The sequence below is a fragment of the Chryseobacterium sp. SN22 genome (assembly GCF_008329705.1).
Lineage (GTDB): Bacteria > Bacteroidota > Bacteroidia > Flavobacteriales > Weeksellaceae > Chryseobacterium.
Genome location: NZ_VTSX01000018.1, coordinates 1 through 13,171, shown reverse-complemented (window position 1 = coordinate 13,171; position 13,171 = coordinate 1). Strand labels below are relative to the sequence as shown.

Annotated in this window: 14 protein-coding genes; 2 read left to right on the top strand and 12 right to left on the bottom strand. The window is 34.0% G+C overall.

The annotated features are described in order from the left end of the window. Positions 1-263: 263 nt before the first annotated feature. From FY557_RS13130 to FY557_RS13100, 7 genes are all read right to left on the bottom strand, one after another. The gene (locus tag FY557_RS13130) at positions 264-1,880 is read right to left on the bottom strand and encodes a helix-turn-helix domain-containing protein (protein WP_149247705.1); all 1,617 of its coding nucleotides are present in this window, start codon (positions 1,878-1,880) and stop codon (positions 264-266) included. A gap of 334 nt (positions 1,881-2,214) precedes the next feature. Next, the gene (locus FY557_RS13125) at positions 2,215-2,760 is read right to left on the bottom strand and encodes a peptidoglycan-binding protein LysM (protein ID WP_149247704.1); all 546 of its coding nucleotides are present in this window, start codon (positions 2,758-2,760) and stop codon (positions 2,215-2,217) included. Between the two features lie 270 nt (positions 2,761-3,030). Then, positions 3,031-4,071: a YhcG family protein gene (locus tag FY557_RS13120; protein ID WP_149247703.1), complete on the bottom strand. Its 1,041-nt coding sequence runs from the start codon at positions 4,069-4,071 to the stop codon at positions 3,031-3,033. Positions 4,072-4,215: 144 nt separating this feature from the next. Beyond that, positions 4,216-4,455 carry a hypothetical protein gene (locus tag FY557_RS13115; protein WP_149247702.1) on the bottom strand — a complete coding sequence of 80 codons (240 nt, stop codon included), beginning with the start codon at positions 4,453-4,455 and terminating at the stop codon, positions 4,216-4,218. Between the two features lie 61 nt (positions 4,456-4,516). Beyond that, complete coding sequence (locus FY557_RS13110) at positions 4,517-4,891, bottom strand: response regulator (RefSeq protein ID WP_185151723.1); 375 nt, start codon at positions 4,889-4,891, stop codon at positions 4,517-4,519. 1,071 nt (positions 4,892-5,962) lie between these two features. Continuing rightward, a complete protein-coding gene (locus FY557_RS13105) occupies positions 5,963-6,931 on the bottom strand; it encodes a YhcG family protein (protein ID WP_149247700.1) in 969 nt (322 codons plus the stop codon). Positions 6,932-7,149: 218 nt separating this feature from the next. Beyond that, positions 7,150-7,521 (bottom strand): winged helix-turn-helix transcriptional regulator, encoded by a 372-nt coding sequence (locus tag FY557_RS13100; protein WP_149247699.1) that lies wholly within the window; start codon positions 7,519-7,521, stop codon positions 7,150-7,152. Positions 7,522-7,619: 98 nt separating this feature from the next. On the opposite strand from FY557_RS13100, the gene FY557_RS13095 reads away from it, so the two are divergent. Beyond that, positions 7,620-8,363 carry an SDR family NAD(P)-dependent oxidoreductase gene (locus tag FY557_RS13095; RefSeq protein WP_149247698.1) on the top strand — a complete coding sequence of 248 codons (744 nt, stop codon included), beginning with the start codon at positions 7,620-7,622 and terminating at the stop codon, positions 8,361-8,363. Between the two features lie 312 nt (positions 8,364-8,675). On the opposite strand, the gene FY557_RS13090 is transcribed toward FY557_RS13095, so the two are convergent. Then, complete coding sequence (locus FY557_RS13090) at positions 8,676-9,221, bottom strand: peptidoglycan-binding protein LysM (RefSeq protein ID WP_149247697.1); 546 nt, start codon at positions 9,219-9,221, stop codon at positions 8,676-8,678. Positions 9,222-9,354: 133 nt separating this feature from the next. On the opposite strand from FY557_RS13090, the gene FY557_RS13085 reads away from it, so the two are divergent. Next, positions 9,355-9,660 carry a hypothetical protein gene (locus FY557_RS13085; RefSeq protein ID WP_228451786.1) on the top strand — a complete coding sequence of 102 codons (306 nt, stop codon included), beginning with the start codon at positions 9,355-9,357 and terminating at the stop codon, positions 9,658-9,660. Between the two features lie 169 nt (positions 9,661-9,829). Here the strand turns inward: FY557_RS13085 and FY557_RS13080 are convergent, their stop codons facing one another. The 4 genes from FY557_RS13080 to FY557_RS20140 all read right to left on the bottom strand — a co-directional run bounded on the left by FY557_RS13080 (position 9,830) and on the right by FY557_RS20140 (position 13,004). After that, on the bottom strand, positions 9,830-10,258 hold the full coding sequence (locus FY557_RS13080; RefSeq protein ID WP_149247695.1) for a hypothetical protein: 429 nt from the start codon (positions 10,256-10,258) through the stop codon (positions 9,830-9,832). Between the two features lie 52 nt (positions 10,259-10,310). Then, the gene (locus FY557_RS13075) at positions 10,311-10,706 is read right to left on the bottom strand and encodes a hypothetical protein (protein WP_149247694.1); all 396 of its coding nucleotides are present in this window, start codon (positions 10,704-10,706) and stop codon (positions 10,311-10,313) included. Between the two features lie 679 nt (positions 10,707-11,385). Then, positions 11,386-12,843 (bottom strand): dGTP triphosphohydrolase, encoded by a 1,458-nt coding sequence (gene dgt / locus FY557_RS13070; protein WP_149247693.1) that lies wholly within the window; start codon positions 12,841-12,843, stop codon positions 11,386-11,388. Next, on the bottom strand, positions 12,843-13,004 hold the full coding sequence (locus FY557_RS20140) for a hypothetical protein (protein ID WP_185151722.1): 162 nt from the start codon (positions 13,002-13,004) through the stop codon (positions 12,843-12,845). The genes dgt and FY557_RS20140 overlap by 1 nt, the downstream gene beginning before the upstream one ends. Positions 13,005-13,171 lie beyond the last annotated feature (167 nt).

Genomic DNA, 13,171 nt, shown 5'->3' with positions numbered 1-13,171 from the left:
TAATTAAGGTACGGATAAGGTCAGCGCTCATGATCCAGCTTGATGTATCAATATTCTACCCGAAATTAATTTTAACAGGAGTACTATTTAAAATTTGGCAGGTAAAATTCTTATCAGTGGACCAAGGTATGATAGTATTGAATCAGGACCTTAACTTTTAGTTCCCTTGTTATGATTTGAGAAACAAAGATATCTCTTGGCACCTGTGTGTACTAATGTTAGACTGTCACTATTCGGGATTTTGACAGTGTTGAATTTCAGGATCAGTGCCGAGGGCTTTTGCCGGAAATTTTATTGATAAAATCAGAGGGAGAAAGCCCGGTTTCTGTTTTAAAAACGGAGGTAAACCTGCTGTGAGATGAGTAGCCGCAAACTTCTGACAAGTAACTGATTTTATAATTACGGTATTCGGTTTCTTCATACAGCAATCTGGTTATATATAGGATACGTAGCGAATTGATATAATCACTAAACGTTTTATTCCGATGTTTTTGTAAAATAAAGTTGATATACTTGCTGTTGGTCTCAAATTGCGTAGCCATTGATGAAATGGAATAATTATTATTTAAAAATTCCTTTCCTGCCTCAAACTTCTCCAGCTTGTTGAGTAAATCCATTTCTTTTTTGTCGGAAAGAATTTTTTTGTCTGAATTTTTTTTACTTTCAACAGTCAATTCTGCACCCTTTAAAGTTTTGTCTTTCTCCTCTTCTGGCCGGGAAATTGAAAGTTGCGAAGTATTATCTTCATTTCTCTCCGGACTATTTTCCTTTATCTGTAATAGAATATGATTAAATTTTTTATTGGCCATCTTCCGCTTGGTTTCAAAAACTTTAATCAGAATGAACATTGCAACCAGAGAAATCAAAGAGATCGAGACTAATATAATCTGATACCTTTCTTTCTTCCTGATGATTGTATTTTTATGATCAACTTCCTGCTCAATAATCTTTCCCATTTGCTTTTTTCTGAGGACTTCCAGATCATTAAATTCTTTTATGAGCCTTTTTCTGACGCTAAACCTGTCAAAATTATAATTGATCCGCTCCTGCAAAATTTTCATCTTCTCAAGATTCAGATTATTTTTTTTTGCATTATCAAGCGCTTCATCGAAGTAAATGACCGCTTGGTCATAATCATTAACTTCGGCAGCATACATTCCTTTTACCATCTTATAAATTGCTATAATGATCGTATTGTTAATATACTGATCTTCTCTTACAAGACTGTCTGCTTTGTTTATTGATAGTCCCGCTTCGGATAACTGCCCGCATTTGATCTGATTATAAGCCAGTTGCATGTATGAATCAGCTAATATGGATTTATCGCCTCCTTCTTTATGTGATATATTTAAAATTTGCGCAACTAATTCTTTTCTTTTTGGTATTGCTTCACAATATTTATAGCTCAATTCAAGTAAGTTTGCCTCACCAATTAATAAATAGTATTGGGAATATGGAATTGCAGATCTTTTTATTAATGTATTGCATAGGTTCAGACTTTCATCTGCTCTGGACAGTAGTCCTACCTTGTTATATATTCCTGTCATAAACAGGTTTGTTATGAATCTACGATCGTCATCATTCAAAAGGATTGAAATGGAGTCAACTTTTTTGTAAAATATAAGAGCATTGCTGTACTCCTCTTTTTTATACAAACCATCAGCTATTAAACTGTAACCATATGAAAATTCCTTACTGGTTTCAGCAATTTTAAGTATCCGGACTCCAAAATTTTGAGTTTCATTCGCGTCTGAGGTAGATCTGTTAAACAGGTTTTCCACCTTATGGCTTACAAATGACTGCACATTATCTCGAGTACAGGACCAAGTTAAAAGACCTAATACTGCTACTAAAAATAAGTTGGTTAATAGAGTCTGCATTTCATTTTTATTAGCGTTTTATGGAGGCTGCTAATTAATGAAAAAAAAACTAAAATTTTTAAATTAATTGTAGGATCTGTGTCACTTTACGGAAAAATGATAGCACTGTCGTTTTTTGAAATTCGTTAACTACTTTTTATTCTCTGCAGCTATCTTTCTATAGAAGCTTCGGAAACCAATAGTGATCCCGCGTGCAGACCGTTGTAGATATTTCCGGACCAATCTCCGGGAAATGAACAGCTAGATGCCCTGATCAATACATACAAAATCAAAGGCCTCCTGCAGGAAGCCTTCGATACACCAAATCACAAAATATTATATGAAAAATTTTTATTTATAAAGCGGTTGCCGTATACGTTACGGTCTGAGTGTACGTTCCGGCCGGTTTCCCTAAGATATCGGAAGATGATGATTTCGCTGCCGGAATCGTATAGTCCAGGTTCAGGGTTAAGGCGCTTCCAAGCGGAGCGTTTGATACTAAAGTCTGGTCCGTTGCCGATAAAACGACAGCGCTTTTTGTTCCGCCCATTGTCCCGGAAGCGGTAGCGGCTTTAATGGTCAGAACATTGACAGGGATCAGGTTGGTTCCGTTCATGAAATTGGCACCCCCTGCTTTTACCTTAACATTGAAGTTCTTCGTTGAAGTCACTTTCAAAGAGTTGGCTTTGGTAACGGTCTGGTCCGAGTTGTAATCCGCTGCCGTAGCATAGTTGAAGTCAACCGTATTCCCGATGGCCGTACTTCCCGCGTCAATCGAGATGACATCATTTAAGGTAATGTTTACCGTTGTGGTTGCTGTCGTATTCTGAGCCTGGGCATTGTTGGTTCCTAAGATGAAGGCTCCGATAGTTAAGGCTGCGATGGCGATTTGTTTTATCATGACCGTATTATTTTTATTTTTTATTCTTGATTAATTGTCCTCTTTTGACATTACAAATCTACGGCGGCGGTAAAATTTTCTTTGTAGTGGAACATGGAAGTTCATGTAGTAAAATAACTACAGGATGATTCATTTGGCTTCAACAGAAAAAGCCCCCAACACTTAGAAGTATTGAGGGCTTTTTGTCGTATAAAAGTTGTTTGACTATTGATTTTTTATTATAATTAAGCAAGCATCGTTTTTTAAGACTTTTTGATTAATTAATAGTATTTATTGTTCTGTACTGTAATCTTCGTTTAATTTATCAATGTTTTCTTTTACAAGCTGCTCTAATTGGTAAGTAGCAACTCCTAAAGGTTTATCTAGACCCCGCATCGCATATTCTACTTTTACATTACTTTTTGAGGCGCAAAGCAATAAGCCAACTGTCGGCTCATCAAATGGTGTTTTGATTTTATCATCAACTGCACTAATATAAAAGTTTAGTTTGGAAACATATTCCGGTATGAACTCCCCTGCTTTGAGTTCGATTACTACATAAGCATGCAAAATGGTGTGATAAAAAAGCAAATCAATTTTGTAATCGGTATTATCAACTTCAATGACATATTGTCGCCCTACAAAAGCAAATCCTTTACCTAGCTCTATAAGAAAATCGGTTATTTTGTTTGTCAGAAGCTTTTCTATTTCCAGTTCTTTTACCTTAGTTGAAAGCATCAAAAAATCAAAATGATATGGATCTTTGAAAATACTCTTTGCTAAATCTGATTGATATTCGGGTAATGTCTGTTCAAAATTATTCAAAGCCTTTCCGCTTCTTGTATATAAATTGCTTTGAATCTGTAAAAGCATTATATCCCTGCTCCAATCGTTCTTTGCTGTTTCTGCAATGTAAAATGCTCGCTCTGTAACATCCTTTATTTTTGTAAGAAGACTAATATGATGGTACCAGGTAATTTGTGCAAGTGGCACTTGCACAAATTGTGTTTCAGATTGTGCAAGCGGCACTTGCACTATTGGAAACTGAGGATATGCTTCGGCAAAGCTTCTCATATATTTAAGGTTACGCACCGAAAACCCTTTGCTATTAGGAAAATTACGTGTTAAATCTGCAGCCAAAAGATCTATAACTTTACTGCCCCAACCGTTTTCTTGCTGTTTTTCGATGATTGAATTTCCAATCTCCCAATATAAGGTGAGCATTTCGGAATTAACTTTTAAAGCAGCTTGTGTTTGAGCGACTTCTATCTTATTGAAAATAAATTTTGACCAATCTTTGTAGTTGTCATTTTGTATAATTTTGTCACTCATCTAAAAGCACACTTTTGTTATTCACAAATATAACAAAAAGGTTCTGCAGTATTATTGTAGAACCTTGATTCATTATAATCAAAAATGGTAAAATATACTGTGACTTGATCTTCAACGACATCTCTTAAAAAAGTAGATCGTTTCTTAAGATTTTATAGGTGTATAATTTATTCCAATTTTCATCAATTCTTGATCTATGTACTCCGAAAGATTTTTGGTAGAGTTCCTTTCTATAATAGCATTAGGTATTTCGTTTTTGAAAAACCTATCTATAATTATGGATTCATTATTAACATAGTCAAGAACACCAATAGTAGTAGCTTCAATAACTTTCTTTACAATACTTTGAACTTCATCTGAAGAATAGAATAATTTTTCTGCCATGTTATCGTTTATTGAGATTTTGCTATATCAATGAGTTGCATTAAAAGGAATATGATATAGTTTAAAATCGCACTACTTTCAGCACGCGGTTGATTGCTCCAATAAGGTGAGATATATCGAAAGGTTTACTTACATAATCATCAGCCCCAGCTTCAATAGCAACTTTTTCAATGTCATAGCGTGCAGAGTAGGCAATAATCGGTAATTCTTTAAACTCCGAATCCGCGCGGATCATTCTTATGATCTCATCACCGGTTATTTTAGGCATCCAAATATCCACTATGAGAATATCCGGATTTTTATCAGTAATTTTTTTTATAAGATTGGTACTATCAGTCTCCTTACTCACGCAATAGCCCTCATGTTCTAAAATAAAAGCAACGGTATCTAAATTATCATGATTATCATCGCAAATTAAAATTTTTATATTTTCCAAAATTATTTAATACTCTATATTTTATTAAAACTGCATACTAAAGTAAACCTTTATCTTCAAAGGAGTACTCAGCTTGATAATATAAGAATGAATATCTATACTATATTTTACAATATTAAAAATAAGGGATCAACAGATTATTGATTTGAATCATCATTTTCTAATCATTTTTGCATCGTTCCGTTTTATAGAATTACCTTTAATGAAATGAAAACCACTGCAGAATGCAGTGTCTTAATTTTTGAAATCACGAGCGACACGTTTGCGCCAGCTTGTAGTATAAATAGCTCAGAATACTACGGTTCATACTACATTTGTTCTCAATTAGATGACATACTTTTTATAGATCACCAATAAAGAAATTAAGAGTATAAAGCCCAGGAAAAAGTATAAAATATTTAATCGATATTTTCTTACTTCCTCTTTTGTATAGGATAAGCCTTCTATCTTTTTCCTTGGGAAAATTAATTTCAGAGGCTGCGCAAATAAAAAGAAAGTTAACATAGGAAATAATAAAAATATCATTATTTTCAATATCCTCATTTCTAAATAAGGTCTAATAAATATCTCAACAAATGCTCCGGAAAAAAATATTATCGGAAGATTATAGGGTAAGCTAAAAGCTAATATCGTCCAATTATACTGTCCATTTGTTAACCAAACTTTTTCATAATATTTTTTCATGCTCCAGAATAAATAAGTAAGTGTTTTCATATTACGGTTGGATTATTACAAATTCCATAATGAAATCTTTTTTGGCACTTTAACTCCGATTCGTACTGCTATACTTTCAAATCCAACCGTTTTTTGAGATAAATAATCTATAAGTATTTGCTTTTCTTGCATTTCATCATTTTTTTAGATTTATCCTTTAGATTTAGTATCAAATTAAAAAATAAAGCTACACTAGTAACCATAGTTGATAAGATAACCGCTGAGTAAATAATATCAATATATACATTTCTCACTTCTATCTGTATTAAAATAAAACACAAAAGAAACACTATTAAGAATAGAAAAGATGTTATATAGAGTAGCTTTTTATTTTTCATCGAATCGTTTTTTTGAGACTTAATCTTCAAATAATTCATGCAACTTTTGTTGCAATAAATTTTTATCCGGAAGTTGAGTTTTATATTCTGCTACCATAGTTGCAGAGAGACTTCTGCTTAAAGCATATTCCACAACCTCATTATCTTTGTCCTTACACAACAGAATTCCGATGCTGGGATTTTCATTTACCTTTTTCACATCCCTGTCAAGGGCTTCAAGATAAAAATTAAGTTTACCCAAATGCTCCGGTTTAAATTTATCTGCTTTAAGTTCAAAAGCAACTAAGCACTGTAAACCTCGATGATAAAAAAGTAAATCAATGTAAAAATCTGATGAACCAACCTGAACCCTATATTCTTCCCCAACAAATAGAAAATCTTTACCTAATTCTAAAATAAAGTCTTTCATCTGTTTTATCAGACCTTTCTGCAGATCATTTTCGGAATGTAAATCAGGTAAATTTAAAAAATCAAAAACATAGCTGTCCTTAAAAGTATTAGCAATGTCGGGGTTATTTTGTCTCAACACTGTTGAGAGTTTTGAATTTCCGATCATCGTTCTTTCAAAAAGGCTGCTTGAGATTTGCCGTTCCAATTCACGAAAGCTGTAGTTTTCTTGTTTTGTGAGTTTTATGTAGAATTCCCGCTCTTCGATTGATTTACATCTCGAAAAGATCGATAAATTATGGGACCAGCTTATTTCTCTCAACAGTGTTGAGACTTTTGGAAATTCCCTATAAGCTTCATAGAACTGCTTCATTCTCCAAAGATTTTTGTCCGAAAATCCTTTGATTTCAGGTTCATTAGCCTGAATATATTGAGCCAGTTCTCTAACAACGGATTGTCCCCATTCACTTAGCTCCACCTTCTTGCTGATATATTCGCCAATATTCCAATAAAGACTAATCAATTCTGAATTTACAGCTTTAATGGCTTTATTTCGAGCATTTTTAATGATTTGAATGATATCAGAAAATTGGTCATTCATAATAATACTGCATTTATGACAAATGTACTAGATTATTTTTATAAGATAACATAACCTGATTACGTAATTAATTAGCTCTATTAATCGTTTTTTGAGACTAATTGATTAGAACCATTAGTTCCTATTATATATTTAATTAGCTTCAATTCACAATACTTACTTTTTTAAGTTTAAGTATCTGTATTTTAATACGATTTACACTACAAATCTCATTATGTTTATAGGTTGCTTGGCCTATTACCAATAATTTCATTTCGATGCAGCAATCCCCATTCTGCAAGATTTTTCATAATCGGTTGAAGGGTTCTGCCATGTTCTGTAAGTTCATACTGGACTGTTACTGGTCGCGTATCCAGGATACTTCTCTTTACTATATTATTCGTCTCAAGTTCTTTGAGTTCCTTACTTAACATCCTATTTGAAATTCCTGTGATATCATTTGAAATATCAGTAAATCGTCTTTTGTTAAAGCAACAGAGAGAAGAAATAATTGAAACTTTCCATTTACCTTCCAACACATACATTGAGTCTTGAATTGATCTCAATATTTGCTTACGTACATATACCTGGTCTTCTTCTGATTGCATCATAATATTACTTAGTTATTTTTTTGTTACCATTATTATTAATTACAAAGTAACTTAAAATAACTTCATTTAAATACCTTTGACCTATTAAATTTCAAAAAATGAACTTTACAAAAAAGAATGTAGTAATTTGTGGTGGAACTACCGGGATCGGATTTGCTACTGCAAAAAAATTTATTAGTGCTGGAGCAAATGTCTGGATAACCGGCAGAAACGAAAAAAATCTGAAGGCAGCTGCTGAACGGATTGACAATCCTAATCTAAAAACTATTGTTGCTGACGCTTCAGCCCTGGGAGGTATTGTTTCTCTGGAAAAAGCCATCGCAGAATCGGGCATTAGTATAGATGTCCTATTATTAAATGCAGCAATTATAACGCTTAAGCCAATTGCCCAAACTACTGAAGAAGAATTTGATCAGCAATTCAACACCAATGTTAAAGGCCACTATTTTACTCTGCAAAAGTTACTGCCCTATTTGGCTGATGGCTCTTCGGTTATATTTACTTCTTCAGGTTCAGCAAGTCTTGCTACCCTTAATACAAGCGTATACTCAGGCTCAAAAGCAGCGATAAATAAGATAGCTCAGGTGGCAGCAAACGAATTGGCAGGTAGAAAAATTCGTGTTAACATTGTCAGTCCAGGTCCAGTCGCTACAGAATTAGTATTATCAGCTGCGTCCGAACAATTACTTGATCATTTTGCATCTTCAACCGCATTGCAAAGATTGGCTGAACCGGATGAGATAGCAAGAGCAATATTATTTTTAGCTTCAGACCATGCAAGTTTTATTACGGGGACAGAACTCGTTGTCGATGGTGGGTTTATTAATTATGCAAAAAAATAGTGTTTATATATATGGAAAAGTAGTTTATAGAAGTCATAATCGAAAAAAAGGCTGTTCATAAAAGGCAGCCTACTTGTTTTAAACATCGTTTTGTGATATTCGCTTATTAATTTCTATTCTCTGCAGCCATCTTTGTAAAGAAGCTCCGGAAACCGACAGCTATCCAGCGTACAGCGATCTTTACACATATTCCCGGACCAATCTCCGGGAAATGAACAGCTAGATGACTGATCAATACATACAAAATCAAAGGCCTCCTGCAGGAAGCCTTCGATACACCAAATCACAAAATATTATATGAAAAATTTTTATTTATAAAGCAGTTGCGGTATATGTTACGGTCTGCGTGTAGGTTCCGGCCGGTTTCCCTAAGATGTCGGAAGAAGATGATTTCGCTGCCGGGATGGTGTAGTCCAGGTTCAGGGTTAAGGCGCTTCCAAGCGGAGCGTTTGATACCAAAGTCTGGTCCGTTGCCGATAAAACGACAGCGCTTTTTGTTCCGCCCATGGTTCCGGCAGCGGTAGCGGCTTTAATGGTCAGAACATTGACAGGGATCAGGTTGGTTCCGTTCATGAAATTAGCACCCCCTGCTTTTACCTTAACATTAAAGTTCTTTGTTGAAGTCACTTTCAGGGAGTTGGCTTTGGTAACCGTCTGATCAGAGTTATAATCTGCTGCCGTAGCATAGTTGAAGTCAACCGTGTTCCCGATGGCCGTACTTCCCGCATCGATAGAGATGACATCATTCAGGGTAATGTTTACCGTTGTGGTGGCAGTCGTATTCTGAGCCTTGGCATTGTTGGTTCCTAAGATGAAGGCTCCGATAGTTAAGGCTGCGATGGCGATTTGTTTTGTCATGATCGTATTATTTATTTTTTTTATTCTTGATTAATTGTCCTCTTTTGACATTACAAATCTACGGCGGCGGTAAAATTTTCTTTGTAGTGGAACATGGAAGTTCGTGTAGTAAAATAACTACAGGATGATTCATTTGGCTTCAATAGAAAAAGCCCCCAACATGTTACGTGTTGAAGGCTTATATAAAATTGCTGTTTGTTTTTATGATAAAGCTGCCCTGACCTGTAATACATCTACCGGGATAATGTTTGTGCCACTCACAAAATTTGTACCTTCAGGTTTGATTTTACATCAGAAGATAATCTGGAAACTGGGTGTCTGTGCTCTGCCTCCAGCCGAAAACAAACAGCAGGATAAGCCTATAGAAGTCTTAGGTATGGCTTATCTGGACGAGAGTTCGAATCCCCCAACTCCACTGACCAAGAAAGAGAAAACATGATGTCTTCTCTTTTTTGATTTTTGAAATTCTTTTATCTGCTACATTCAGCTTATCTGCTGGCGCGAGCATTTTGCTCGTGACCGATTAAGACGGAACTGCTTTATTCGTTGCTTCTTATTTGTCTTGATATGAACAAACGGACGCTTTTGGTAGCGAAGAGCATACTAATTTACTGTCTGGATAACTTGGTTTTGCTACTCAATAAATTATAAATTTTCTTTGTGTTTTGTGATACTTTGTCCCATGCTCCAACAGAATTATAGGTACAACTCAAAGTGGTACCTCTGTCAATGTACTTCAACTCTACGTTTCCTACATAATCAGTAGCATATAAATCTGTAAATTGAGGGTTGAGTATGGAAGACCTGATCCAATTTTTTAAGCTGTCTTTTTCAATCCTGCTGAGATAAATCTTTATTGTTACCGTGTCTTCAGCAATATATTTGGGCGGAATATTATAAATCTCCTTGTTCCGGATTATATTTACAACTTCTGCACTGTCAGAATGACGGTCAATGGTAATTTTCTGAAAATCAGTATTCACCTGTAATTTTCCCAGGAATCGTTCCTTATCTTCATTTCCGGTTGTTTTGTACATGAAAGCAAAAAACCCAGCATGAGTACGAAATGTATTTTCATTTCTTTCTATCCTAATTTTTCCTGTATTCCTTGAGCAACAATTGCTGCTCTGTTTCGGTAAGGTCATTCTTATTTCCATCACATGAATACTGAATCCGGTGTCGCTCTTTTTTACACCATTGTATCATTTCCTTAACCCCTGCCGTACTTATGATCCCTTCGTTATCTTCAAATACGGGAGGTGATGACAGATGAACAAGTTTGGTGTAATTTTCCCATGCCAGTACCAATTTCCGGTCATCCGGTTTTTGCTGCAATCCATATTTTATAAAATGGGTCTGATCAGAGCAGACCGCCTTTACCTGTATGCCGTCAAGTTCGGTCTGGTCATATTCATCAAATACCCACCACAGGTATTCCTTATTACCCACAGAAACCCTGCGTTTATTTTTACTGCTTATTGCCATACTTTATCATAAAATCCTGAATGACCAAAATGATCCTATTGATGTAACCGTTTTCTGATCTTACCATTCAACAGGATATCCCAAACATGCAGTAATGTAATAACAACAAACAGATAAAAACTGTTTTTTTAAAAGTTATATTCCTTTTTGATCCGGAAAAAAACTATTGCTTGATGAAGATCTGTGTTGCTATAATACAACGAAGAACTTCACAAGCTTCATACCTGCACCGGTGAAGAAGAAAATCTCAGAAAATAAGCTGGAAGTTGGGTGTCTGCTCTCTCTCCTCCAGCAGAAAACCAACAGCAGGATAAGCCTATAGAAATCTTATGTATGGTTTGTTTGGACGAGGGTTCGAATCCCTACAACTCTACTGATAATAAAAAAGAGAAACGTTGTGTTTTCACTTTTTTGTTTTTAGAATTCTTTCATCTATTATATTCAGCTTCCTGCTGGCTCGAGCATCGTGCTGGTGACCGATTGACCTCCTTTATTAGTTTCTTTATTATTAGTTATTGTCTTAAATTAAGGTTATTACATTTATAATCAATCTCACTTAATCTACTACAAACTTTGATATTATTTATAATTTAAAAAGAGTTAGCTTGGATAATTGATTTTAAAGTAAAATAAATTTAATACTATTCTAGTATTAAACATATTATTATATTTTAATAAATTAAAAAGGTTTAAAAATTGTTTCAGGATTTTCAGATTTTAAACGTCCATAAAATTCAATAGCATATTTATCTGTCATACCAGAAATATAGTCGCATATGCATCTTAATTTATTAGCTTTAGACTTAAAGTGATTATGAATAGTCTGATAATCAGAAGGCATCAATCTCCAGCCTTCATCTTGACTCAAAACTTTAAATATTTCTTTAACAATTTCCTTCCCTCTAAATTCAGCAATTTTTAATCTAGGACTTAATATCTGACTTTCATAGGTGAAGTTTTTTAAAACTTCAACCCTTATTCTTGAACTCTCTTCAAGAAAAACTTTTGATAAAGAAGGATGCTTTTCATTTAAAATAAACTTTACATCATTTATTGCTCCATTAATAAGGTCAGATGTAAATGCGTTTCGAATATATCCATCTTCTGCAACACTTTTAGAACCTCTACTTACTGTATTAACAATATTACTAAGCATTGCTTCTTGCGTAACTCCTTTAGGAATTGCAATATAGTGATTACCCTTTTCATCTTCTGCTAATTGGAGTCCAATAGATTCATAATTATAAACATTAGAAAAAACTGTTAGTAGAATTTCTTTTACCTCATCCGGCGAAAAAGTTTTTTTCTTAATATTTTCATCCTTTTTTAAAGCTTTCTCTACTTTTTGTGCAACATTTACAAATACATTTTCAGGATAAGAAAAGAAAGCGGTTGGATGATAAAAACCAGCTTTAAAACCATCTTCTAAATCATAGGTTGAATATGCTATATCGTCAGCGATATCCATGATTTGACACTCTACAGTTTTAAAAATGCCCTCAAATTTTTCTCCAACTACCTTTTCTTTTATTGTCTCTACTAAATCTCTTTCTAAACTATAATAACCTTTAATAGCTTTGTTTTTCTCAGAATCTTTACGATCATTATATTTAACGGGAATTTCATTATCATATTTAAGAATTGATGCTAAAGAACGATAAGTTAAATTTAACCCAAATCTAAACTCACTATCATTACCGAGAATTTCTGATTTTTCTTTTTTCTCAAGTTTAGAGAGAATGCGAAGAGTTTGAGCATTACCTTCAAATCCTCCATTATCTCTCATACACTCATCCAATGCTTCTTCCCCTTGATGTCCAAAAGGTGGATGTCCTAAGTCATGAGCAACACCTGCAAATTCACAAATATCGAGATTTATTGGTTCCTTTTCATTATCGCTCAAAAAATTATTATTAATAAAATTTCCAATTGTTTTTGAAATTTGAGCAACTTCCAATGAATGGGTTAATCTATTTCTAAAAAAATCAGATTCAATTCCTGGATATAATTGAGTTTTTCCCTGAAGACGTCTAAACGAAGGTGAATGAATTAATCGTGCATAATCACGCCTGTAAGCTGTTCTATAATCTTGCTCATTAGTTTCTAATACTCTTTGAGCATCATCATTAGTATACATTATTTCTTAACAGGGGTTATGTTTTTTACTTCTTTTATAGGACTACTTTGCGATTTATTAGAAGTACCTCTTAATTGATAAGAAGTATCACGTACTGCTTGGGAAATTGCTTTTTTTAATGCAGGCGATTCAAAAGATGCCTTTTGGGGTTTAATACTCATATTTTAGTTTTTATCAAAATTACTATTTTATTCGTATACTATAAAACCTTTTAACTTTAAATAACATAATGAGTATAAGATTTTAAAGAAAAAAAATCTAACGACATACGACATAAATAATGTCATCATTTTTTTATTTTTTTTAAAACAAAAAGTATCTATTTCCC

Coding starts and splice junctions, on each gene's coding strand:
- FY557_RS13115 (WP_149247702.1), bottom strand. CDS start 4,455: ATGGCAGAAAAATTATTCTATTCTTCAGATGAAGTTCAAAGTATTGTA.
- FY557_RS20140 (WP_185151722.1), bottom strand. CDS start 13,004: ATGAGTATTAAACCCCAAAAGGCATCTTTTGAATCGCCTGCATTAAAA.
- FY557_RS13130 (WP_149247705.1), bottom strand. CDS start 1,880: ATGCAGACTCTATTAACCAACTTATTTTTAGTAGCAGTATTAGGTCTT.
- FY557_RS13120 (WP_149247703.1), bottom strand. CDS start 4,071: ATGAGTGACAAAATTATACAAAATGACAACTACAAAGATTGGTCAAAA.
- FY557_RS13075 (WP_149247694.1), bottom strand. CDS start 10,706: ATGGCAATAAGCAGTAAAAATAAACGCAGGGTTTCTGTGGGTAATAAG.
- FY557_RS13105 (WP_149247700.1), bottom strand. CDS start 6,931: ATGAATGACCAATTTTCTGATATCATTCAAATCATTAAAAATGCTCGA.
- FY557_RS13125 (WP_149247704.1), bottom strand. CDS start 2,760: ATGATAAAACAAATCGCCATCGCAGCCTTAACTATCGGAGCCTTCATC.
- FY557_RS13100 (WP_149247699.1), bottom strand. CDS start 7,521: ATGATGCAATCAGAAGAAGACCAGGTATATGTACGTAAGCAAATATTG.
- FY557_RS13080 (WP_149247695.1), bottom strand. CDS start 10,258: ATGTACAAAACAACCGGAAATGAAGATAAGGAACGATTCCTGGGAAAA.
- FY557_RS13090 (WP_149247697.1), bottom strand. CDS start 9,221: ATGACAAAACAAATCGCCATCGCAGCCTTAACTATCGGAGCCTTCATC.
- dgt (WP_149247693.1), bottom strand. CDS start 12,843: ATGTATACTAATGATGATGCTCAAAGAGTATTAGAAACTAATGAGCAA.
- FY557_RS13095 (WP_149247698.1), top strand. CDS start 7,620: ATGAACTTTACAAAAAAGAATGTAGTAATTTGTGGTGGAACTACCGGG.